The following is a 21,467-nucleotide window of genomic DNA, read 5'->3' as shown; positions in this document are numbered from 1 at the left end:
GGGGCGTCGTCGTGCTGCGGCGGTCAGGACGTGCAGGCCTGCTGGAACTCGGTCCCCGCGTCCTGGACCTTCTGCGTGGTGTCCGAGAACGCCGACAGGTCCGCCGACTGCGGGTCCGCCGTGATCGCCTTGATCTGCGTCAGCATGTCGGTGTACGCCGACCGGAACGCCTCGGCCTTCGGCTTGACGTCGGCGTTCTGCACCGCGTCGACGCCGTCGGACAGCGACTGGTCGAACTCCTCGAGCTTCGCGACGGCTGCCTGCGGGTCCGACTGCAGCTCGGTGACCTGCGACTGCAGGCCCTTCGCGGCGTCCTCGACCTTCGACTGGAACGCGTTGCACGCCTCGGCCTTGCTCTGGGAAGCGGCCTGCGGCGCCGCGGAGCTCGGGGCCGAGGAGGCTGCCGAGGTCGACGAACCGGAGCCCTCGGCGCCGCCGTTCCCGGAGCCCCCGTTCGAGCAGCCGGCGAGCAGTGCGACGGCGAGTGCCGCGGTCGCGACGGCGATGGTCTTCCTGGACATGGACGTCCCCCCTGGTCGTGCCCGCGCGACGGAGCGGCGCGGATCGGCACCGACGGTACACGGCGTCCGTCGGGCCTGCCGTCCCACGAGCCGTGCCGGCCTGCCCTGCCGCGGGGCGTACGGTCGAGGGCATGCAGGCGATCACGGCACACGACGGCGGACTCCGACTCGACGAGCACCCGGACCCGGTCGCCGGGCCGGGCGAGGTCCTCGTCGAGGTGGCAGCGGCCGGGGTCAACAACGCCGACCTGCAGCAGGTCGCGGGCAACTACCCGCCGCCGCCCGGCGCGTCCGAGGTCCTGGGCCTCGAGGTCTCCGGGACGGTCCGCGCGCTCGGCGACGGCGTCGACGGGTTCGCGGTCGGTGACCGGGTGTGCGCGCTGCTGTCGGGCGGCGGCTACGCGACCCTCGTGGCCGTGCCCGCGGCCCAGGTGCTGCCGGTGCCCGACGGCGTGGACCTGGTCGAGGCCGCGGGACTGCCCGAGGCCGCGTGCACGGTGTACTCGAACGTGGGGATGATCGCGGGGCTCCGGCCCGGGCAGACCCTGCTGGTGCACGGCGGCACGGGCGGCATGGGATCGCACGCGGTCGTCTGGGCGAAGGCGCTCGGTGCCCGGGTGATCGCGACGAGCGGCGGGGAGCGCAAGGTGCGTGCTTCGAGGGAGCTCGGCGCCGATCTCGTGGTGGACCACCGCACCGAGGACTTCGTCGAGCGCGCCCGCGACTTCACCGACGGCCGCGGGGTCGACGTCGTGCTGGACGTCGTCGGGGCGGACTACCTCGCGAAGCACCTCGACGTGCTCGCCCCGAACGGGCACATCGCCGTGATCGCCGCCGGCAGCGGGCAGAAGGGCGAGCTCGACTTCGGCGCGATGATGCGGAAGCGCGCGACCATCAGCGCGACGACGCTCCGTGCCCGGCCACTCGACGAGAAGGCCGCGATCGTGGCCGCCGTCCGCGAGCACGTCTGGCCGCTCGTCGCCGACGGCAGCGTCCGACCGATCGTCGACTCGGTGGTCCCGCTCGCCGAGGCCGCCGAGGCGCACCGCCGGGTCCGCGAGGGCGAGGTCATCGGCAAGGTGCTGCTCGCCGTGTGACCCGGGTCAGGCGTGGACGCGGGGTCAGGCGTGGACGCGGGACAGGAACTCGACGAGCGCCGGGTGCTGCGGCCGGTCGAGCACGTCGGCCGGCGCACCCTGCTCGACCACCTCGCCCTGGTGCAGGAACACGATACGGTCGGCGACGTTGCGGGCGAAGGACATCTCGTGGGTGGTCATCAGGATCGTGGCGCCCTGCTCCTTGAGCTCGCGGACGAGGTCGAGCACCTCGCCGACGAGCTGCGGGTCGAGGGCGCTCGTCACCTCGTCGAGCAGGAGCAGCTCCGGCGACGTCGCGATCGCCCGCACCACGGCGACACGCTGCTGCTGCCCGCCGGAGAGCCGGTCCGGGTACGCCCCGGCGAAGTCGCCCAGTCCGATCCGGTCGAGCAGTCGGCGGGCGGTGGCCTCGGCCTCGGCCCGGGCGATGCCGTGCACCCGACGGGACGCGAGCGTGACGTTGTCGAGCACCCGCATGTGCGGGAACAGGTTGAACTGCTGGAAGACCACGCCGATCCGGGCGCGGGTGGCGTCGACGTCGGTGCGGGGGTCGGCGATGTCCGTCCCCTGGAGCAGGATCTCGCCGTCGTCGATGCCCTCGAGCAGGTTCACCGTCTTCAGCAGTGTCGACTTGCCGGAGCCGGACGCCCCGATGACGCAGATGACCTCGTGGCGGTGCACGGTCAGGTCGATCCCCCGCAGGACCTCGTGCTCGCCGAACGTCTTGCGCAGTCCGCGCAGTTCCAGGACCACCGACTCGCTCACACCGTCCCCCCGATCTGCTCGCGACGCTGCTGCCGTCGAGCGATGGCATCCGTCACCCGGATGAGCGGGAGGCTGATCACGACGAACAGCAGCCCCGCGACGAGGTACGGCGTGAAGTTGTAGGTCTCGGCCTGTGCGATCTGAGCGCTCCGCACCGCGTCGACGGCGCCGAGGATCGACACCAGGCCGACGTCCTTCTGCATCGAGACGAAGTCGTTCATGAGCGCCGGGGTGACCTTGCGGATCGCCTGGGGCAGCACGACCAGCCGCAGCGTCCCGGCGTGGGACAGGCCGAGCGACCGGGCTGCGAGGCGCTGGGACGGGTGCACGGCCTCCATGCCGGCGCGGAGCACCTCGGCGACGTAGGACGAGTACGTGAGCACGATCGCGATGGTGCCCCAGACCTCCGGGGGTTGCCGCGGGAAGATGCCGAGCCCCGGGATGCCGAAGCCGACCAGGTAGAGCACGATGATGAGCGGCAGACCCCGGAACAGGTCGGTGTAGGCGGTGGCGAGCATCCGCAGCGGGAAGAACACCGGGTTCCGCAGCCCCCGCACGACGGCGAGCAGGGTGCCGAGCACGGCGACGCCGATCGCGCTGAAGAACAGGATCCGGATGTTCAGCCACAGCCCGAGCAGGACGGCCGGGAAGGTGTCGATCGCCGTCTGCGGGTCGAAGAACGACTGCTGCACCGCGGCCCAGCCGGGCGTGTTCACGACGCCGAGCCAGACGACCGCGATCACGACGAGCGTCGAGACGACCGACACGACGACCGAGCGGCGGCCGCGCTGCCGACGGTAGAGCCGTCGTTCGAGCTCGACCTGGCTCGGCGCTGGAGCGGTCACCGGGGTGCCGGCACCTGCTGGGGCGGTCACCGGGCTACTTCAGGACGGGGGTGTTCGTCTCCGAGGAGAGCCACTTCGTCTGCAGGTCGGCGAGCGTGCCGTCGCTCTCCAGGGCCTCGAGGGCCTTGTCGACCTTGCTCGTCAGCGCGGAGCCCTTCGGCAGCACGAAGCCGAACTGTTCGCCGGAGCCGTCCTCGGGGAACTGCGCCGAGACCGTGCCGTCGTCGAGCTGCGCGGCGGCCATGTAGAACGCCGTCGGCAGGTCGGTCACGATCGCGTCGATCTGCCCCGACTGCAGCGCCAGCACGGCGTCGTCGTTCGAGTTGAACACCTGCGGGGTGACGCCGAGCACGTCCTTCACGGAGCTGATGCTCGTGGAGCCCGAGGCGACACCGATCGTGTCGCCCTTCAGTGCGGCGACGGTGGTGTCCTTCGCGGCCTTCGACCCCGACGTCGTCACGACGGCCTGCGTGGTCGTGTAGTACGGCGTGGACATGTCGACGGCCTTCTTGCGCTTCGCGTCGATCGAGAACTGCTGGACGTTGAGGTCCCAGTCCTTCGGGCCGGGGGCGATGGCGCTGTCGAAGGTGCTGCGCTTCCAGACGACGTCGCCCTTCGCGTAGCCCATCTCCTTCGCGACCGCGTAGGCCACGGCGGACTCGAAGCCCTTGCCGGACTGCGGGTCGTCGTCCTCCACCCAGGGCGAGTAGGCCGGCTGGCCGGTCGCGATCGTGAGCTTGCCGTCCGTGACGGTGCCGTCGCTCCCGGCGCTGCTCCCACCGGCGGAGCAGGCGGCGAGCGCGAGGGCGGCGACCGTGGCGGTGGCGACGGCGAGGGACAGACGGCGGGTGCGGGTCACGGGAGGGCCTTCGTCAGCGGGACAGAGCGGGGTGGAGCGGGCAGGAGGCAGTGTACCGGCGCGTGGGATACCACCGCGACGCGGATGACCGTCGACTACGCGGTCGCGGCGTCGCCGTCGGTGTCGCCCGCCATCGTGAAGTCGTCGAACGAGAACCCGGGCGACACCATGCAGCTGAGGAGCACCTCGCCGTCGCCGGGCAGGGTGCGCTGCCAGACCCCACCGCGCACGAAGGCCTGGGCGTCGTGCAGCCGGTGCCGGCCGGCGTCCGGGCCGAGGGTGATCCGGTCCCCGGGCTCGGGCCGGTCGCCGGAGCCGCCGAGCTCGAGCACGACGGTGTCCGGCCCGTGCCACATCCAGATCTCGTCGCTCGTGACACGGTGCCAGGCGGAGGCCTCGCCCGGGGGCAGCAGGAAGTGGATGAGGGTCGCGGCGGGACGCTCGCCGGCCGGGGTCTCGACGGTCGAGGGCGAGGTCCACGTGCGCACGTACCAACCGCCCTCCGGGTGCGGCTCCATGCCGAGGGCGGCCGCGCGCTGCGGGACGTCGAGCCACTCGATCAGCTCGCCGCCGACGGTGCGGCGGGCGACCATGCCGGGGCGGGGTGCGGTGTCGGTCATCGTTCCTCCTGGGGACGGACGTGGTGGGGGACGGGGCCCCGGGTGGGGGCTGTCTCGGGCTCGAGCGGGTGCACGGTGCCGTCGGTGGCCCGCACGACGCCGCGGACGATCGTCGCGACGGCGCGGCCGGCACCGTCCTCGACGAGTTCGGCGAGTGCGTCGGGCACGGTCCGGGCGTCGACGTCGAACACGGCCAGGTCGGCTCGTGCCCCGACGGCGAGGTGTCCGACGCGGTCCGGCCCGACCGCCGTCCCCATCGCGTGCGCGCCACCGAGGGTCGCCGCCGCCAGCAGCCGCTCGTGCAGGTCGCGGTGCGCGTACCCCTGGGCGCGGGCGATGCGGTGCAGTGCGGTGACGTCGGCCATCGGGTCGAGGGACGGCGACGACGACAGGGAGTCGGTGCCGATCGCGATCGGGCTGCCCTCGCGCAGGTAGTCCGCGACGGGCGGCGGGTCGAGGCCGATGACGGCGTTCGACCGGGGGCAGAGCGCGACCGTGGTCCCGCGTGCCCGCAGGAGGGCTCGGTCGGACGCGGTCACGTACACGCCGTGCGCGATGTGGCAGTCGGGGCCCAGCACGCCCAGCCGGTCGACGAACGCGGTGGCACTGGCGCCGAAGCCGAGCGCCCGCATGGCCCGGAAGGACGGCACGTTCGCCAGGTGCCAGTCCGCGGTGTGCCCGACGCCGTCGACGCCCTCGAGCCCCGGGACCGGCCCGAGCGAGACCCGCTCCCCCTCGAACGCCGCCTCGCCCAGGTGCAGGTGCAGCCGGAGCCCCCGCTGGCGCACGATGTCCGGCAGTTCGAGCAGCGGTGCCACGTCGAGGGAGTACGGCGCGTGCGGCGACAGCCCCGCCCCGGGCGTGGTCGGGATCCGTGCGAGCTCGTCGAGCACCTGGTCGCGCCCGTGGGACTCCCACGCCGCGTTCTCCCAGTCCATGACCTCCCAGTAGGCGATCCCGCCGAGGCGGTGCTGCTCCAGGACGTCGGCCGCCTCGATGTCGGTCACCACGTCCGCGATGCTCGTGACGCCCGCCGCGATCGATGCGACGGCGCCCGCGGACGCCTCCGCCCGCCAGTCGTGCGGGAGCGCGTAGTCCACGTTGAACGCAGCCGCCCAGTCCTCGAAACCCGCGTACTGCCGTTGACCGACACCGGACATGCCGGTGTACTGCAGGTGCGTGTGCGCGTTGACGAGACCCGGCAGGAGCGCGCCCCGCCAGCGCCGCTCCGTGCACGTGCGCCCGGCGGCGTCGAGCTGGTCGACCACCCACGACCGGTCGCCGACGTGCAGGATCCGTCCGTCCTGCACCGCGACCGCCCCGTCGGCGATCGGCGGTGCCGTCATCGGCACGACGACGCGCGCCGAGTGCACCACGACCGGCGACGCGGTCACCGGGGTGTCCCGAACCGGTGCGTCCGCACGTCTGGCTCGCGGTCGGCGGGCTGCTCGGCGATCCGGACGGGAGGAGCGACCCGGCTCCCCCACGCGGCGAGCGCGACGCGGGCGGTCGCCTCGTCCACCGCGGGGTCGACCGGCACGACGGCGCGCGGGAGTTCGTCGCCGCGCTCGAGCAGCATCCGGAGGGCGCCGAGCTGCACCGCGAAGGACAGGTCCATGATCTCGACGGGGTTGCCCTCGGCGGCGCTCGTGTTCACCCCGTTGCCCCCGGCGAGGACGAGCACCTGGTGGCCGTCCGGCCAGGTCAGGCGCTCCACGTGCTGCGCCACGGCCGTCCGGACCGCACCGGCGGCGGCCGCCGCGGACAGGGCGACCTCGTCGTCGACGCCCCCCGCGACGGACACGACCGCACCGACCGCGCACGCGCGCAGGACCGTGTGGTCCACGGTGTCCGCCACCCCGGAGGCACTCACCACGAGGTCGGCGTCGCGCACCGCGTCGACGAACGGTGCGACCGCGTGCCCGGCGAAGCGCGCCTGCAGGGCGCGGACCGGGTCGACCTCGGCGACCGTGACCCGGAAGCCGAGCGCGACGAGGACCTGGGCGACCCCCTCGCCGACGGGACCGAAGCCGGCGACGACCACCGTGCCTCCCGGCCGGACCCGGTGCACGGCGGACGGGAGCGGGTCGACCAGGTCGAGCGTCGCGAACACCGTGGACTGGCCGGTGCCGAAGCGGTTGTCGAAGCAGGTCTTGGCGCGGGCGTCGTTCACGGCGACCACGGGGATGCCGAGCTCGCCGCGCTCGGCCATGACGCGGAGGGGTCGGAGGCCGCTCGTCGTCTCCTCCGCGGCGCCGAGCATGGTCGGCAGCAGCTCGGGCCGCTCCTGGTGCGCGAGGCGGATCAGGTGCGAGCCGTCGTCGAGGAGCACGTGCGGACGCGTGTCGAGCATCGCCAGGGCGAGACGGTGCTGCTCGGCGAGCGAGGCCGTGCTGTCCGCGTGGACCGGCATCCCGGCGCGGCGGAGCACGTCCGCGACCGCGTCGTCCGTCTCGTCGGCGTGCGCGTACACGACGACCTCGGCGCCCGCGTCGCGCAGGAGCAGGCTGAGCACGGCCGTCTTCGGCTCGAGCACCATCGCGACGCCGATCCGGGTACCGCGGAGCAGCCCGCCGTCACGGAGCTCCGCGGCGACGGCACGGGCGACCGGCATCGACCTGCGCGCCCAGCGGATGCGGTCCTCGGCGGCGGGGTCGTCCTCGGGCTCCCGACCGGTGGAGACGAGGAACACGTCGTCGGAGAGCGTCGGGACGGCGAGCACCCCGGGGCGGGCCGGGGCGACCGGGCCGAAGGCGTCCTCGTCGACCGCGGGGGAGTACCGGCCGGCGTCCACCACCACGAGGGTGGCGCCGCGGGGCCGGTCGGTCTCGCGCTCGACGGCAGCGGTCGACTCGTCCGGGTCGCCGAGGCACCAGAGCTGGTCGATCGGCTCGTCGTCGACCGGCTCGTGGTCCGCGGGGGCGGGGTCCGCCGCGGTGCGTGCACCGAGCCCGGTGAGCAGTGCGACGAGCGCCGCGGCGTCACGCGGGTCGCCACCGAGCACACGGACGGTGCGGCCGGCGACGAGGAGGTTGGTCGCCGCGGCGAAGCGTCGGACGGCTGCCGCGGCCCATGCGGCCCGCTCGGGGTCGGGTCGCTGCGGCATGGGGCCATCGTAGGGCGTGCGGGTCGGCGCGGAGTCGCGCGGGCTGACGGTCACGCGGTCACGCGGTCACACGTCGTCGGGGCGTGGGCGGTGACGCGGGAATGTCCCGCGGCCGTCGGACGTACTGTGAGGACATGACTGATGCGACGTTCGACAAGGTGACGATGTTCGGCGCGGACTGGTGCCGCGACTGCCGACGCTCGAAGGCGCTCCTCGACCGCCTCGGGGTCGACTACGACTACGTGGACGTCGAGGCGGACCTGTCCGCCGCCGACCGGGCCGAGGCCATCAGCGGCCGCAAGAACATCCCCGTCGTGGTGCTGCCGAACGGCAAGCACTTCGTGGAGCCCTCGGACACCGAGCTGCAGGCGGAGCTGGAGTCGTCCGGAGCGGTGTGACCCTCGTCTGTACCTGCGCCTCCATGCAGGCTGTGAACATGCTGGGGAAGAGCGGTGTTCAATCGGGGCCGACCCAGATCGCGGACACCCCCGGACCGCGACAGGTCTGACCCAAGGAGGACACCGTGCTCGGTCTCATCATCAGCCTCATCATCATCGGCCTCATCGCCGGCGCCCTCGCCCGGCTGATCATCCCCGGCAAGCAGCACATGTCGATCCTCATGACGATCGTGCTCGGCATCATCGGCTCGTTCGTCGGCGGCTTCCTCGGGTTCCTCATCTTCCAGCACGACCCGATGGACGGCTTCTTCCAGCCGGCCGGCATCATCGGCTCGATCATCGGTGCCGTCATCGTGCTGTTCCTCTACACGCGCTTCGCGGGTCGCGGCGCGCGCCGCTGACCACCGGCAGGCGCCACTGACCGACGTGGGGGTGTCGGAGCGGCACCACGAAGGACCCCGGACCGTGACGGTCCGGGGTCCTTCGTCGTCCCGTGCGACCGGTCGACCCCGAGCAGGGGGGACAGGGTGCTGACGGCCGTACATCGGCAGGGGCGTAGCGTCCCCGCCATGACCGACGAGAACGAACGCCCCCGTCCCGAGGACGACGCCGCACGGCTCGGACTCGTCGTCGTCGGCGAGGCCGCCGCACTGCACGCCGGGGACGACGCCTCGCTCGACGCCAGCGAGGCGAACATCCGCGAGACCGTGGACAGCATGGTCGACGAACCCCTCACGCCCCGGCAGGAGGAGGTCATGGAACGCCTCGCTGCCGCTGGCGGTACCCTCACCGCGGGCCTGAGCGGCGCACTCGCAGCGAAGACCGGCGGGCAGGTCGAGGACGTGCTCGAGGGCGCCGCCCGCAGCGTCGTCTGGCAGCAGCGTCTGGCCGCCGAGCGGGACGCGCTGCAGGGACAGCCGCAGGAGTCGACCGACGGCGACCTGGCCACCGACGGCGACCCGGCCACCGACAGCGACCCGGTTGAGGACCAGCGCGAGGACGCCGGCGGCCAGCAGCGACACCGGGACGACGACGGGCGCGACCGGGGCTGACCCGACCGCGCCCGTGCGCACGACCGTGCCCGTCAGTCGACCGGCGCGGCGTCCTGTTCACGCGCGACCGCCCGGGCAGCGGCCTGGCCGGTCGTCGTGCTCTTCACGATGTCGCTCAGCGTGAAGCCGGCCGTGGTGCCGAGCAGCGCGTCGACCTCGCTGAACTGGCTCACGACGCTCTTCGACAGGGCGCCTGCGCCGTCCGAGGACACGACCGTCAGCTTGTCGATGTTGCCCATCGGCGCCGCGAGCTCGCGGGCGATGCTCGGCAGCGTCTCGAGCGCCTTCACCCGGAGCACGGCCTCGGAGTGCTGTGCGAGCGCGTCGGCCTGGGCCTTCGTCGCGTCGGCCTCGGCCTGACCCTTCGCACGGATGGCGTCGGCCGCGGCCTCACCCTCCGCACGTGAGGCGTCGGCGGCGAGCTTGCGGGCGGCAGCCTCGGCCTGGGCCTCGGCGGCGACCGCCTCGGCCGAGATGCGTCGGGCCTCGGCCTGCGCACGGGCCGTCTCGACCTGGGCAGCCGCAGCAGCCTCGGCCTCCACCCGGGTCTTGCGCGCGTTCGCCTCGGCGACCGCGCTCACCTCGGACTCGAGCTCGGCACGACGGAGCTCGGCGCGCTTCTGCGCCGTGATCTGCTCCTGTTCGACGACGCCCTGCGACGCGCGAGCCTGCGCGAGCGGACCAGCCGCTGCGGCCTCGGCCGAAGCCCGGTCGGCGTCGAGCTGCAGCGCCGCACGACGGATGGCGAGGGTGTTCTCGGCCTCGGCGATCGCCTGGTCGGCGGTGGCCCGGGCCTCGCGTGCCTCGCGGTCGGCCTGGGCCTCGGCGTTCTCCGCCTCGAGCCGGACGCGGGCGCGCTCGGCACGACCGAGGTCGCTGATGTAGTCGTTGCGGTCCGAGATGCCCTTGATCTCGAACGAGTCGACGTCGAGACCCTGGCTGTGCAGGGCGTCCTTGGCGACGTCGAGGACCGCCACCGTGAGCTGGTCGCGGTTGCGGATGATCGTCGACACGTCGGTCGCGCCGATCGACGCGCGGAGCGAACCGGACAGGACCTCGCGCGCGAAGTCGTCGATCTTCTTCTCCTGGCCGAGGAAGCGCTGCGCAGCAGCACGGATCGACGCATCGGCCTCGCCCACCTTGACGAGCGCCACGGCCTCGACGTCGATCGTGACGCCGCGGGAGTCCTGCGCGTTCACGTTGATGTCGATGGCACGCGAGGACAGCGAGATCTTCGCCACCCGCTCGAAGAACGGTCGGACGAGCACACCCGCACCGAGGACGACCTTGATGCCGGACTCGACGGTCTCGGTGCCGTCGGGGTTCTTGACCTTCCGCGACCGCTTCCCGGTGATGATGATCGCCTCGTCCGCACCGGCGTTGCGGTAGACGAGCTTGGCGTACACGAGCGCGATCACGGCGAGGACGATGATCCCCACGATGACGAGCGGGACGGCGCCGAGTGCGAGCAGGACTTCCATGATTCCCCCCAGCGGCTCCGGCACGGTCGGTCGTGACCGGGATTCCGCATCTGTTGTTCCGTTGCGCCCATCCTAGGAGCGCGGGGACCGCAGCGGCAGGACGGCGACCGGAGCTGTGGAGAACCGGACGGCCACCAGGACCGACCGGCCACGCGACACGGTCGCACGCACGACGGGAGGCGCGGTGCAGGTCGGGACCTGCACCGCGCCTCCCGTCCGGTCCAGCGCTGTGGCGCTACGCGCCCTGCTGCCACCAGCTGTCGAAGGGCGTCGCGGGCACGCGACGCTTGTGCTCGGTCGCTCGGTAGCGCGACTCGATCGCCTCGGCGACCTCGTCGGGGACGTCGTGCCCCTGCAGGTACGCGTCGATCTCGACGTAGGTCAGGCCGAGGTTGGCCTCGTCGGTCTGCCCGGGCAGGTCGTCGAGCAGGTCCGCGGTCGGCGCCTTCTCGTACAGGCGAGCCGGCGCCCCCAGGTGCTCGAGGAGCTGCCGCCCCTGGCTCTTCGTCAGCCCGGTCAGCGGGGTGAGGTCGACGCCGCCGTCGCCGTACTTCGTGAAGAAGCCCGTCACGGCCTCGGCCGCGTGGTCCGTGCCGACGACCAGCAGTCCGCGCTGCCCGGCCACGGCGTACTGGGCGACCATGCGCATGCGCGCCTTGACGTTGCCCTTCACGAAGTCGCTGAGCGCGACGCCGGACGCCGCGGTGTCCTGCACCACGCCGTCGACGCCGTGCTCGATGTTCACCACGATGCCGGGGTCGGCGGCGATGAACTGCAGCGCGAGCTGCGCGTCGTCCTCGTCGGCCTGCACCCGGTACGGCATGCGGACGGTGACGAACTCGGCCTCGCGTCCCTCGGCGCGGAGGGACTCGACGGCGAGCTGGGTGAGCCGTCCCGCGAGCGTGGAGTCCTGCCCGCCGCTGACGGCGAGGACGAACCCCTTCGCGCCGGTCGTGGTCAGGTAGTCACGCAGGAACGCGACACGGCGGGCGACCTCCTGCTCGGGGTCGATGGTCGGCTGGACGTCGAGGTCCGCAGCGATGGTGGCTTGGAGTTCACGCACCCGACCAGTATCCCGCCGCACCGTCGCGCGCGACCGGATTCACCGGAGGCACGCGGCTGGTGTTCACCCGTTCGACTCAGGCGACCGTCGGGGCGGCGGGGTGCCGGATGGTGTTGTCGTGGTCGGCACCGATCGCGCACGTGCAGACCACACGGAGCATCTCGTCGGTCCGGGTGAGCCGGAAGCGTTCGACGTGCGGCGGGCCGACGTGACGGTCGAACGGATGGGTGTCGTGGTCGTGCACGTCGGGTCCTCCCTGATCCGGGTCCCGCTGGTGAGACGGGACGGGCCACACGGCCCCTGCCGAGGATCATCCGCGCGCAGGCAGGACGGCGCGAGCCCCCGTCCGGGGGCCGCGTCAGACCTGCTCGCCGAGGAAGTCCGCGTACGAGGGTTCGTCGTGCTCGGGACCGGCGGGCACGGAGGCGTCCGAGGTGCCACCGACGCGGTCGGCGATCAGCTCGGCGACCTCCTCGGGCGAGCGCATGCCGTGACGGTGCCAGTCCTCGACGGGGCGGGGCGTCACGAGAGCACCTGCAGGGTCGTGGCAGCGAAGGTGGAGACGGGGGTGCGGGTGTGCCCCGCCGGGAAGTCGAGGTGCGTGCAGCACGGGTACGTGGCGGTCATGAGGACCAGCCCTTCATCGAGGTGTTGCTCACCTCGGATCCGACCGGGCCGTCCCGCTGTGCCAGACCCCGCGGACCGCGAGGGCATCGTGACGACGGGACCCTGTGAGTGAACCCGGTGACCCCAGCGTAGAAGCGGGACAGGAGCGCGTCCAGGTCGATGCGCTTAGCGGCGTCCCCAGACGTCCCTGGCCGCGGGTCGGCTGCGTCGGGACCGCGGGTCGGCTGCGTCGGGACCGCGGGTCGGCTGCGTCGGTAGCGTGGGAGGCTCCGCACCACCACCGAGGAGCCTCATGCCCCTGTTCGGCAACCACCCCGCCACGTCCGACGCGACACCGGGTCCACTCGCCCGCAAGTGGACCGACGGGTTCGGCAGTCTCGCGACCCGGTGCCTGCAGGTGATCGTCGTGCTCGTGATCGCGATCGGCATCGTGTACGCCGCCGCGACCCTGAGCGTCGTGACGATCCCGGTGCTCCTCGCCCTGATCATCGCGTCCGCCATGCACCCGGTCGTGTCCTGGCTCCGACGGCACAAGGTGCCCTCGGTGCTCGCGACCCTCGCGGTCCTGCTCGGCGTCCTCGTCGTGCTCGGCCTCGTCGGTTGGCTGATCGTCGTCGCGGTCATCTCGCAGTGGCCCGACCTGCAGAAGTCGGCGATCAGCGGTTTCCAGCAGCTGCAGGACACCGTCGCGCACCTGCCGTTCTCGATCTCCGACCAGCAGGTCGACCAGGTGGTGAACGGCGTCCAGGACTTCCTGACCAGCTCGCAGTTCGGGTCGGGCGCCCTGGCCGGGGCGTCGGCCACCGCGAACTTCCTGACCGGCCTGGTGCTGATGATCGTCGTGCTGTTCTTCTTCCTCAAGGACGGGCCGGCGATCTGGGAGTTCCTGCTCCGTCCGTTCACCGGCGCCCGGTACGAGCGTGCACGCCGCGTCGGTGACCGCGTCGTGCAGACCCTCGGCGGCTACGTCCGCGGCACGGCGAGCGTCGCGGCGGTCGACGCGATCGGCATCGGCGTCGGGCTGGCGATCGTCGGGGTGCCGCTCGCGCTCCCCCTCGCCGTCGTCGTGTTCATCACCGCGTTCATCCCGATCGTCGGCGCCACCGCCGCGGGCATCCTCGCCGCGCTCGTCGCCCTCGTCGCGAACGGCCCCGTGGCCGCGCTGATCGTCGTGGGCATCGTGGTGCTCGTCAACCAGCTCGAGGGCAACCTGCTGCAGCCGGTGCTGATGGGCAAGACGCTCAAGCTGCACGGCCTGGTGATCCTGATCGGCCTGACCGCGGGCACCGTGCTCGCGGGCATCACCGGCGCGATCATCTCGGTGCCGCTCCTCGCGGCAGCCTGGGGCGCCGTGCAGGTGTGGGGCGGTCCGGACCGGCCGGCGGAGCCGTGGCGCCAGAAGCGGCCGGAGACCGCCGAGCGGCGGTAGCGGGTCCCACGGGACGGACGGGAGGCGCGGTGCCGGTCGGTACCGCGCCTCCCGTCCGTCGTGTGGGCGCGTCGGCGCTGCCGATGTGCCGACAGCTGCGTCTGCGCCCGTCCGGGTCGCGGCAGCGTGGCGCTGTCGTACGACGCGGCCGCTGTCGCACGACGACGGACAAGTCGCACGAACCGACCTCGCTCGTGCCAGAGCGGCCGAAACGACACCGCCGCTGTCGCACGACGACGATGATGTCGCACGACCCGACCCCTCCTCCCGATGCAGGGGACGTCCCGCGCCGAAGCACCCGTCGATCGACCCGCGCGATGTCGGTCGATGCACCCGCAACCGATGCAGGCGCACAGGACGACACCGCGCTCGTCGTTCGACGCGCGCAACGTCGAAGTACGTGTGTGCACGCGGCTCGGAGGAGCCACACGCCCTCTCCCGACGCACGCCACGGACGACGAACGGGAGCCCCCGCGCGCGGCAGGGGCTCCCGTTCGTGTCGGTGCGGTGTGTGTCAGTCGGTACCGGAGTCGAAGGCGGCGCCCTCGGACGCGGCGTCCGTCGCGCGACCGAGTGCCTCGTCCTCGCTGGACACGACGGCTCCACCGAGGATCTCCTCGGCCTCGCCCGACTGCAGCTCGCCGACGAGTTCGCCCGTCGCGCCGCCGATCAGCCCGGCCGCCGCGTACTGCTCGAGGCGCGAGCGCGAGTCCGCGATGTCGAGGTTGCGCATCGTGAGCTGCCCGATGCGGTCGTCCGGGCCGAACGCTGCGTCGCCGACGCGCTCCATCGAGAGCTTGTCCGGGTGGTACGACAGCGCCGGACCCGTGGTGTCGAGGATCGTGTAGTCGTCACCGCGCCGCAGGCGCAGCGTGACCTCACCGGTGACGGCGGAGGCGACCCAGCGCTGCAGCGACTCGCGCAGCATGAGGGACTGCGGGTCGAGCCACCGGCCCTCGTACATCAGGCGACCGAGACGACGACCCTCGTTGTGGTACGCCGCGACGGTGTCCTCGTTGTGGATCGCGTTGAGCAGACGCTCGTAGGCGATGTGCAGCAGTGCCATGCCCGGCGCCTCGTAGATGCCGCGGCTCTTGGCCTCGATGATGCGGTTCTCGATCTGGTCGCTCGCGCCGAGGCCGTGGCGACCACCGATGGCGTTCGCCTCGTACACGAGCGCGACGGCGTCGGCGTACTCGACGCCGTTGATCGCGACCGGGCGGCCGGCCTCGAAGCGGACCGAGACCTCTTCGGTGGCGACCTCGACGTCGTCACGCCAGGCGGCGACCCCCATGATCGGCTCGACGATGTCCAGACCGCTCGAGAGCTCCTCGAGGCTCTTCGCCTCGTGCGTCGCTCCCCAGATGTTCGCGTCGGTCGAGTAGGCCTTCTCGGTGGAGTCGCGGTACGGGAACCCACGGGCGACGAGCCACTCGCTCATCTCCTTGCGGCCGCCGAGCTCCTCGACGAACTCGGTGTCGAGCCACGGCTTGTAGACGCGCAGCCGCGGGTTGGCCATCAGGCCGTAGCGGTAGAACCGCTCGATGTCGTTGCCCTTGTAGGTGGAGCCGTCGCCCCAGATGTCGACCCCGTCCTCCTTCATGGCGCGGACGAGCATCGTGCCCGTCACCGCGCGGCCGAGCGGCGTCGTGTTGAAGTAGGTCTTGCCGCCGGAGCGGATGTGGAAGGCACCGGTCTGCAGGGCGACGAGGCCCTCTTCGACCAGGGCGCTCTTCGCGTCGACGATGCGGGCGATCTCGGCGCCGTACTCCTTCGCGCGACCCGGGACGGCGTCGATGTCCGGCTCGTCGTACTGGCCGATGTCGGCCGTGTACGTGCAGGGCACCGCTCCCTTCTCGCGCATCCAGGCGACCGCGCAGGAGGTGTCGAGACCTCCGGAGAACGCGATGCCGACTCGTTCGCCGACGGGGAGACTGCTCAGGACCTTGGACACGGGGTCAATCGTACGGGGCGCTGGGCCCGGGCTACCGTCCAGGGCGACGGTTGTGGAGAACCCGTTCCGGCCCAGACGACGGCCGGTGCCCCCGGACGAGCACCGCAGGGACGCGAACCCCGACTCGACGTGGTGCCCCTGGAGGGACTCGAACCCCCAACCGTTTCCTTAGGACGGAACTGCTCTTCCATTGAGCTACAGAGGCTGGCCCGTCCACTCTAGCGGCGGTACGGCTCCAGGAACGCGCAGACCTCGTCCACGAACAGCTCCGGCTGCTCGAACGGCGCGAAGTGCCCACCCCGGTCGAGTTCGTGATGGTGCACGAGGTTCGTCGTGCGCTCGAGCCACTCCCGCGGAGCCCGCACGATGTCGCCCGGGAACACCGAGAACCCCGACGGCACCTCCACCCGTCGACGCAGTTGCGCAGCGGGGATCGCCGCATTCGCGTGGTACATCCGCATGGAGGACCCGATCGTCGCCGTCGCCCAGTACTCGGTCAGCAGCGCCAGGACCTCGTCCTGCGTGTACACCGACCACAGGTCGCCGCCGCAGTCACTCCACGACCGGAGCTTCTCGACGATCCACGCAGCGAGACCCGCGGGTGAGTCGGTCAGCCCGACGGCGGCGGTCTGCGGTTTCGTGCGGTGCATCATCGCGTAGGCGCCCTCGGCGGTCCGCCACCGCTCGGTCTCCTGCACGAAGGCCCGCTCCGCCGGGGACAGCTCCGTGGTGTCGATCCCGGGCCACGCCAGCCCACCGTCGATCCGGTGCACGGCGACCACACGGTCGGGGTGGTCGAGTGCGAGGTACCGGACGACGTGCGTCCCGATGTCCCCGCCGGAGGCCGCGAACCGGTCGTACCCGAGGTCGGTCATCAGTGTCGCCCACATGCCGGCCACCTCGCGGGCATCGAGCACGCGCGGTGGCGCGTCCGAGAACCCGTACCCGGGCATGTCCGGCACGACGACGTCGAACCCGGCCTCGACGAGCATCGGCAGGACCTTGCGGTACCGCCACCCGGAGTCCGGCCACCCGTGGGCGAGCAGCAGCGGGAGGGCGTCGGGACGGCCGGATCGCGCATGGAGCACGTGCACCCGGACGCCGTCGACGACGTGCCGCTCGGACGGCAGCGCGGCGAGCTGCTCCCGGTGCCCGTCGAAGTCGAACCCGTCGGCCCAGTACTCGACCAGCGGCCGGAGCTCGTCCACGTCGACGCCGAGCGACCACCCGGTGCCGGCGGGGGCGTCCGGCCAGCGGGTGGCGCGGAGTCGGACACGGAGGTCCCCGATCGTGGCGTCGTCGATCACGGGCGTCTCGCTCATGGCTCGCACGCTACGCCTGCCCGCTCCTTCCCATCACTCGCGCGATGGGAGGACGTTCCGCGCATCGGAGGCTCGGAGGAACGTCACCCCACGAGCGGATCGGTCTCCCACGCGTGGGACGGTCCATGCAAGCAACCGTGCGCACGCCAGTGCGACCACGCGACGGACGGGAGGCACGGGGCGGCCCCGCCACGCGCCTCCCGTCCGTCGCGACGCCGGGCCGGCGCTACGCGGCCACCAGGTACTCGTCCCACTCCGACTGCGGGCGCTCGATCCCCCGCACCACCCAGGACGCACCGTGCGGCGCCTTCGGCCGGAAGCGCAGCCGCCACCCCATCTCCTGCGGGGTGCGGTCGCCCTTCGTGTTGTTGCAGGCCAGGCAGCAGGCGACGAGGTTCTCCCACGAGTCCTGGCCGCCGCGCGACCGGGGCTGCACGTGGTCGATCGTGGTGGCGTGCCGGTCGCAGTAGGCACAGCGGTTGGCGTCACGCCGCAGGACCCCGCGTCGCGAGACCGGCACGAGTCTCGCGTGCGGGATCCGCACGTAGCGGGTCAGGATGATGACGGACGGACGATCGAAGCTCGCGGAGGACCCCGAGACCGGGTGGTCGAGGTCGGCGGCGATGACGGCGGCCTTCTGGTTCATGACCAGCACGAGGGCCCGTCGGTCCGAGATCACCGCGAGGGGCTCGTAACCGGCGTTGAGGACGAGAGTGCGCATGGGTTCCCTTCCGACGGTGCCTGGACGGCTTCCAGGCGCTGCGGGTGCGTCGGGTCGATCGACGTCGACAGGGGACCGCGACCTGTGACCACGCCCTGAACCACGAAGAGCACCACCCGGATGGGCAGTGCTCTCGTCAGGCAGGGGCGTGATGGTGCACGCAGGGGGCGGTCGACCGTATGTCCACGAGCGCGCGCCGACCCGTGGTGCGGGTCGTGCGGAACGCTGACATGAGGTCTCCCGTGTTCGGGCCGGATCGGACCGGTGCAGCACCAGGGTACGTCGGAAACCGGCCCGACACGAGGGTGTGCGGACCGGTTTCCGGGAGTGTTCACGGGAACGACACCAGGGTCGTCACCGTCGTGCGGGTGCTCGGGTCAGATGCCGAAGCGCACGATGTGGTAGCTGCTCGTCCAGATCGGGCGGATCGAGACGGAGCCACCGGGCTTCGGCGCGTCCATGATCATGCCGTTGCCCATGTAGAAGCCGTCGTGCGAACCGTCGTTGAAGATGACGACGTCGCCCGGCTGCGCCTGGGACTCGGGGATCGTGGTGCCCGCGGCGTCCTGCAGCGGGACCGAGTGCGGCAGGCTGATGCCGTACTGCGCGTAGACGTACATGATGTAGCCCGAGCAGTCGAAGCCGGACGGGTCCGCGCCGCCGAAGACGTACGGGGTGCCGATGTACTGCTTCGCGGTGGCGACGACGGCCGGCAGCGAGAACGGGGTGTTCGCGGCAGCCGCCGTGGTGGCGATCTCGTTCGCGGACGGGCCGCTGTACGACGAGTACTGCTTCGCGGTCTGCGCGCGCGCCGCCTGGGTCGCTGCGGCCTGGGCCTGCGCAGCCGCGGCCTGCTCGGCGGCGGCCTTCTGCGCGGCCTCGGCGTCGAGGGTGGACTGCGCGGTCGCGCCGTAGCCGTCACGCGACGTCCCGGCGAGGGCCACGGCGTCGGACACCGAGAACTGCTGTGCCTGGGTCGTGCGGACCTGGCGCTGCGCGTCGGCGGCGGTCGAACCGGTCTGCTGCGTCGCGGCGAAGGCCGGGGCGACGGCCACGGTGCCGAACATGCCGGCGGCGACCGTCAGCACGACGGGGGCGAGGAACCGGCGCTTGCGGGCCGAGCTGCTCGCCTTGGCGGTCTCGGCGGCGCGGGCGGCCTGCGCAGCGCGACGGCCGCCGGGGAGCGGTGCGTCGCGGACGGGGGTGATGCGACGGGCGGGGGCTTCGGTCTGGCGCGCGGACCGCCGGGTGAGCGGGGCGTCGTTCGCGGTGTTCGTCGGGTTGGCGGGCGTCTGGTCGTCCGCGGCGGAACCGGTCTGCGTCAAGGGTGGTGTCTCCGGCGTCTCGTCACCGTCTCCGCCTGGGTCAGGGCGGAGGGGCGGACCCCATCCGTTCGTCATCGTTTCCGATCGAGGCAGGAGACGGGTTCGAGACGTCCTGCCACGGGTCCTGGGCCTCGTGGGCGGCCCGGGGACTCGACGAGTGTACGTGGGGGCCGTTACCTTGTCGAGATGAAACGACGGTTCGGTAACGGAACGATCACGAACCCCTGATCAGCGGCGATCGACCCTCGTGACCTTGTGCCGATTCTCAGGCTCGGACGGCGCCCCGACGGTCAGTCCCGCTCGATGTAGACGTGCTGCGCGACCTCGGTCGGCAGCTCGATGCCGGCGTCCTCGCCGTCCACCCGGACCGCGACGTACGCACCGGCGCGCTGCACCCGGGCGACACGGCCGGGCATGACGCCGGCGGTGCGCAGCTGGTGCAGCAGCTCGGGCTCGAACTGCACCGGTTCGCCCAGGCGACGCACGACGCCGACCGCGACGGCGTCCGTGCCGTCGGTCGCCGCGACGATGTTCTGCACACCGTCGAGGAACTGCCCCGCCGTCGGTCCACCGATCTCGGCGAGCCCGGGGATCGGGTTGCCGTAGGGCGACTCCGTGGGGTTGCCGAGCATCTCGAGGAGTCGGACCTCGACCTGCTCGCTCATCACGTGCTCCCAGCGGCAGGCCTCGTCGTGCACGAAGGCCCAGTCGAGTCCGATCACGTCGGCGAGGAGCCGTTCGGCCAGCCGGTGCTTGCGCATCACGTGCGTCGCCCGCGAGCGACCCTCGCCCGTGAGCTCGAGGTGGCGGTCACCGGAGACGACGACCAGACCGTCGCGCTCCATCCGCGCGATCGTCTGCGAGACGGTGGGACCGGAGTGTCCGAGACGCTCGGAGATGCGCGCGCGCAGCGGCACGATCCCCTCTTCCTCGAGGTCGAGGATCGTCCGCAGGTACATCTCCGTGGTGTCGACGAGATCGGTCACGGTCCGCCTCTCATGTCTGGGCCCAGCCCGATCCACCCTACTTGAGCAGTGCGACAAGACCGCACCGACGGGCGCGCTCCACGGCCTGGAGGCGCGGGTCGGGTCCGCCCCGTCCGGCCGGTCCAGGGTCGGTGACGGTGGGATACCGCTCGCTAGGATCGGCGCATGGCAGACATCGTCATCCCCGCCGAACTCCTCCCGACCGACGGACGCTTCGGCTGCGGCCCGTCCAAGATCCGCGGCGCGCAGCTCGAGTCACTCGTGACCCGCGGGGCGACGATCCTCGGGACGTCCCACCGCCAGAAGCCCGTGAAGGACCTCGTCGGCAGCGTCCGCCGCGGCCTCGCCGACCTCTTCCAGCTCCCGGACGGCTACGAGGTCGTCCTCGGCAACGGAGGCTCGACCGCGTTCTGGGACGCCGCCGCCTTCGGGCTGGTCGAACGTCGTGCCGAGAACCTGTCCTTCGGCGAGTTCGGCTCGAAGTTCGCCAAGGCCACGAACACCCCGTGGCTCGAGGCCCCGCACGTCGTCGAGGCGCCCGGCGGCTCGCTCGCCGCGCTCGAGCCCGTCGAGGGCGTCGACGTCTACGCCTACCCGCACAACGAGACCTCGACCGGCGTCATGGCGCCGGTCGTCCGCGCTGCGGGTGACGACGGCGCGCTGACCGTCGTCGACGCCACGAGCGCCGCCGGTGGTGCCGCGTTCGACGTCGCCGCGACCGACGTCTACTACTTCGCGCCCCAGAAGAACTTCGCCTCGGACGGAGGGCTGTGGCTCGCCCTGTTCTCCCCCGCCGCGATCGAGCGCGTCGAGCGCATCGCCGCCTCGGACCGCTACATCCCGGAGTTCCTCTCCCTGCAGAACGCCGTCGACAACTCGCGGCTCGACCAGACGCTGAACACCCCGGCGCTCGCGACCCTGCTGCTGCTCGACGACCAGGTCGACTGGATCAACCAGTCCGGTGGTCTGGCGTGGGCCGACACCCGCACGAAGACGTCGTCGTCGACGATCTACGACTGGGCCGAGGCCTCCGACCACGCCACCCCGTTCGTCACCGACCCCGCCCACCGGTCGCAGGTCGTGGCGACGATCGACCTCGACGAGTCGATCGACGCGAAGGCCGTCGCCGCGACGCTCCGCGCGAACGGCATCGTCGACACCGAGCCGTACCGGAAGCTCGGCCGCAACCAGCTCCGTGTCGCCACGTTCACCGCGATCGACCCGGACGACGTGGCGAAGCTCGTGCGGGCGATCGACTTCGTCATCGGCGAGCTGCGCGGCTGACCCGGCTCGCCA

Annotated in this window: 22 protein-coding genes and 1 tRNA gene; 6 read left to right on the top strand and 17 right to left on the bottom strand. The window is 72.2% G+C overall.

Annotated features, from left to right (window positions below):
• Positions 1-23: 23 nt before the first annotated feature.
• Positions 24-521 (bottom strand): hypothetical protein, encoded by a 498-nt coding sequence (locus tag ACIP6W_RS14870; RefSeq protein ID WP_251155750.1) that lies wholly within the window; start codon positions 519-521, stop codon positions 24-26.
• 131 nt (positions 522-652) lie between these two features.
• On the opposite strand from ACIP6W_RS14870, the gene ACIP6W_RS14865 reads away from it, so the two are divergent.
• A complete protein-coding gene (locus tag ACIP6W_RS14865) occupies positions 653-1,618 on the top strand; it encodes an NAD(P)H-quinone oxidoreductase (RefSeq protein ID WP_400430210.1) in 966 nt (321 codons plus the stop codon).
• 24 nt (positions 1,619-1,642) lie between these two features.
• Here the strand turns inward: ACIP6W_RS14865 and ACIP6W_RS14860 are convergent, their stop codons facing one another.
• The 6 genes from ACIP6W_RS14860 to ACIP6W_RS14835 all read right to left on the bottom strand — a co-directional run bounded on the left by ACIP6W_RS14860 (position 1,643) and on the right by ACIP6W_RS14835 (position 7,813).
• Complete coding sequence (locus ACIP6W_RS14860; protein WP_066656477.1) at positions 1,643-2,383, bottom strand: amino acid ABC transporter ATP-binding protein; 741 nt, start codon at positions 2,381-2,383, stop codon at positions 1,643-1,645.
• A complete protein-coding gene (locus ACIP6W_RS14855; protein ID WP_066656480.1) occupies positions 2,380-3,258 on the bottom strand; it encodes an amino acid ABC transporter permease in 879 nt (292 codons plus the stop codon). Before ACIP6W_RS14855 ends, ACIP6W_RS14860 begins: the two co-directional genes overlap by 4 nt.
• A 4-nt stretch (positions 3,259-3,262) precedes the next feature.
• Positions 3,263-4,087: an ABC transporter substrate-binding protein gene (locus ACIP6W_RS14850; protein ID WP_400430208.1), complete on the bottom strand. Its 825-nt coding sequence runs from the start codon at positions 4,085-4,087 to the stop codon at positions 3,263-3,265.
• Positions 4,088-4,182: 95 nt separating this feature from the next.
• Positions 4,183-4,707 carry a cupin domain-containing protein gene (locus ACIP6W_RS14845; protein ID WP_235426380.1) on the bottom strand — a complete coding sequence of 175 codons (525 nt, stop codon included), beginning with the start codon at positions 4,705-4,707 and terminating at the stop codon, positions 4,183-4,185.
• The gene (locus ACIP6W_RS14840; protein WP_308201985.1) at positions 4,704-6,101 is read right to left on the bottom strand and encodes an amidohydrolase family protein; all 1,398 of its coding nucleotides are present in this window, start codon (positions 6,099-6,101) and stop codon (positions 4,704-4,706) included. The genes ACIP6W_RS14845 and ACIP6W_RS14840 overlap by 4 nt, the downstream gene beginning before the upstream one ends.
• Complete coding sequence (locus ACIP6W_RS14835; RefSeq protein WP_400430206.1) at positions 6,098-7,813, bottom strand: adenosylhomocysteinase; 1,716 nt, start codon at positions 7,811-7,813, stop codon at positions 6,098-6,100. Before ACIP6W_RS14835 ends, ACIP6W_RS14840 begins: the two co-directional genes overlap by 4 nt.
• A gap of 134 nt (positions 7,814-7,947) precedes the next feature.
• Between ACIP6W_RS14835 and ACIP6W_RS14830 the strand changes: the two genes are divergently transcribed.
• The 3 genes from ACIP6W_RS14830 to ACIP6W_RS14820 all read left to right on the top strand — a co-directional run bounded on the left by ACIP6W_RS14830 (position 7,948) and on the right by ACIP6W_RS14820 (position 9,263).
• Entirely contained in the window at positions 7,948-8,211 is a 264-nt protein-coding gene (locus ACIP6W_RS14830; RefSeq protein WP_066656489.1) for a glutaredoxin family protein, read from the top strand.
• Positions 8,212-8,336: 125 nt separating this feature from the next.
• Complete coding sequence (locus tag ACIP6W_RS14825) at positions 8,337-8,612, top strand: GlsB/YeaQ/YmgE family stress response membrane protein (RefSeq protein WP_066656492.1); 276 nt, start codon at positions 8,337-8,339, stop codon at positions 8,610-8,612.
• A gap of 168 nt (positions 8,613-8,780) precedes the next feature.
• Complete coding sequence (locus ACIP6W_RS14820) at positions 8,781-9,263, top strand: hypothetical protein (protein ID WP_251155746.1); 483 nt, start codon at positions 8,781-8,783, stop codon at positions 9,261-9,263.
• 32 nt (positions 9,264-9,295) lie between these two features.
• Here ACIP6W_RS14820 and ACIP6W_RS14815 read toward each other — a convergent pair whose 3' ends face one another.
• From ACIP6W_RS14815 to ACIP6W_RS14800, 4 genes are all read right to left on the bottom strand, one after another.
• Positions 9,296-10,744, bottom strand: coding sequence for a flotillin family protein (locus tag ACIP6W_RS14815; protein ID WP_066656505.1), 1,449 nt, complete (start codon positions 10,742-10,744; stop codon positions 9,296-9,298).
• Positions 10,745-10,979: 235 nt separating this feature from the next.
• The gene (gene nadE / locus ACIP6W_RS14810; RefSeq protein ID WP_066656508.1) at positions 10,980-11,807 is read right to left on the bottom strand and encodes an ammonia-dependent NAD(+) synthetase; all 828 of its coding nucleotides are present in this window, start codon (positions 11,805-11,807) and stop codon (positions 10,980-10,982) included.
• Positions 11,808-11,883: 76 nt separating this feature from the next.
• Positions 11,884-12,051, bottom strand: coding sequence for a hypothetical protein (locus ACIP6W_RS14805; RefSeq protein ID WP_158407773.1), 168 nt, complete (start codon positions 12,049-12,051; stop codon positions 11,884-11,886).
• 114 nt (positions 12,052-12,165) lie between these two features.
• Entirely contained in the window at positions 12,166-12,294 is a 129-nt protein-coding gene (locus tag ACIP6W_RS14800) for a hypothetical protein (RefSeq protein ID WP_268746754.1), read from the bottom strand.
• Positions 12,295-12,726: 432 nt separating this feature from the next.
• Between ACIP6W_RS14800 and ACIP6W_RS14795 the strand changes: the two genes are divergently transcribed.
• Positions 12,727-13,863 (top strand): AI-2E family transporter, encoded by a 1,137-nt coding sequence (locus tag ACIP6W_RS14795; RefSeq protein ID WP_271826087.1) that lies wholly within the window; start codon positions 12,727-12,729, stop codon positions 13,861-13,863.
• 514 nt (positions 13,864-14,377) lie between these two features.
• Here the strand turns inward: ACIP6W_RS14795 and argG are convergent.
• From argG to ACIP6W_RS14765, 6 genes are all read right to left on the bottom strand, one after another.
• A complete protein-coding gene (gene argG, locus ACIP6W_RS14790; RefSeq protein ID WP_209685453.1) occupies positions 14,378-15,817 on the bottom strand; it encodes an argininosuccinate synthase in 1,440 nt (479 codons plus the stop codon).
• A 130-nt stretch (positions 15,818-15,947) separates the two neighbouring features.
• A tRNA-Arg gene (locus ACIP6W_RS14785) sits at positions 15,948-16,022 on the bottom strand.
• Between the two features lie 13 nt (positions 16,023-16,035).
• Positions 16,036-17,139: an epoxide hydrolase family protein gene (locus tag ACIP6W_RS14780; protein WP_251160900.1), complete on the bottom strand. Its 1,104-nt coding sequence runs from the start codon at positions 17,137-17,139 to the stop codon at positions 16,036-16,038.
• Positions 17,140-17,365: 226 nt separating this feature from the next.
• Positions 17,366-17,860, bottom strand: a complete 495-nt coding sequence (locus tag ACIP6W_RS14775) for an HNH endonuclease (protein ID WP_066656516.1) — start codon at positions 17,858-17,860, stop codon at positions 17,366-17,368.
• Between the two features lie 377 nt (positions 17,861-18,237).
• A complete protein-coding gene (locus ACIP6W_RS14770) occupies positions 18,238-19,185 on the bottom strand; it encodes a C40 family peptidase (protein ID WP_400430202.1) in 948 nt (315 codons plus the stop codon).
• Between the two features lie 290 nt (positions 19,186-19,475).
• On the bottom strand, positions 19,476-20,171 hold the full coding sequence (locus ACIP6W_RS14765; RefSeq protein ID WP_066656523.1) for a metal-dependent transcriptional regulator: 696 nt from the start codon (positions 20,169-20,171) through the stop codon (positions 19,476-19,478).
• Positions 20,172-20,336: 165 nt separating this feature from the next.
• Between ACIP6W_RS14765 and serC the strand changes: the two genes are divergently transcribed.
• Complete coding sequence (serC, locus tag ACIP6W_RS14760) at positions 20,337-21,455, top strand: phosphoserine transaminase (RefSeq protein WP_400430200.1); 1,119 nt, start codon at positions 20,337-20,339, stop codon at positions 21,453-21,455.
• Positions 21,456-21,467: the final 12 nt, after the last annotated feature.

This window comes from Curtobacterium sp. NPDC088465, from assembly GCF_044753165.1.
GTDB lineage: Bacteria > Actinomycetota > Actinomycetes > Actinomycetales > Microbacteriaceae > Curtobacterium.
The sequence above is the reverse complement of the archived record's forward strand: the minus strand, read 5'-3'. Positions and strand labels throughout refer to the sequence as shown.

What these genes read in the sequence shown, in the direction of transcription:
- ACIP6W_RS14815 (WP_066656505.1), bottom strand. Translation starts at nt 10,744, where the DNA reads ATGGAAGTCCTGCTCGCACTCGGCGCCGTCCCGCTCGTCATCGTGGGG.
- ACIP6W_RS14830 (WP_066656489.1), top strand. Translation starts at nt 7,948, where the DNA reads ATGACTGATGCGACGTTCGACAAGGTGACGATGTTCGGCGCGGACTGG.
- ACIP6W_RS14820 (WP_251155746.1), top strand. Translation starts at nt 8,781, where the DNA reads ATGACCGACGAGAACGAACGCCCCCGTCCCGAGGACGACGCCGCACGG.
- ACIP6W_RS14780 (WP_251160900.1), bottom strand. Translation starts at nt 17,139, where the DNA reads ATGAGCGAGACGCCCGTGATCGACGACGCCACGATCGGGGACCTCCGT.
- ACIP6W_RS14870 (WP_251155750.1), bottom strand. Translation starts at nt 521, where the DNA reads ATGTCCAGGAAGACCATCGCCGTCGCGACCGCGGCACTCGCCGTCGCA.
- ACIP6W_RS14775 (WP_066656516.1), bottom strand. Translation starts at nt 17,860, where the DNA reads ATGCGCACTCTCGTCCTCAACGCCGGTTACGAGCCCCTCGCGGTGATC.
- ACIP6W_RS14795 (WP_271826087.1), top strand. Translation starts at nt 12,727, where the DNA reads ATGCCCCTGTTCGGCAACCACCCCGCCACGTCCGACGCGACACCGGGT.
- ACIP6W_RS14800 (WP_268746754.1), bottom strand. Translation starts at nt 12,294, where the DNA reads ATGCGCTCGCCCGAGGAGGTCGCCGAGCTGATCGCCGACCGCGTCGGT.
- ACIP6W_RS14845 (WP_235426380.1), bottom strand. Translation starts at nt 4,707, where the DNA reads ATGACCGACACCGCACCCCGCCCCGGCATGGTCGCCCGCCGCACCGTC.
- serC (WP_400430200.1), top strand. Translation starts at nt 20,337, where the DNA reads ATGGCAGACATCGTCATCCCCGCCGAACTCCTCCCGACCGACGGACGC.
- ACIP6W_RS14865 (WP_400430210.1), top strand. Translation starts at nt 653, where the DNA reads ATGCAGGCGATCACGGCACACGACGGCGGACTCCGACTCGACGAGCAC.
- ACIP6W_RS14835 (WP_400430206.1), bottom strand. Translation starts at nt 7,813, where the DNA reads ATGCCGCAGCGACCCGACCCCGAGCGGGCCGCATGGGCCGCGGCAGCC.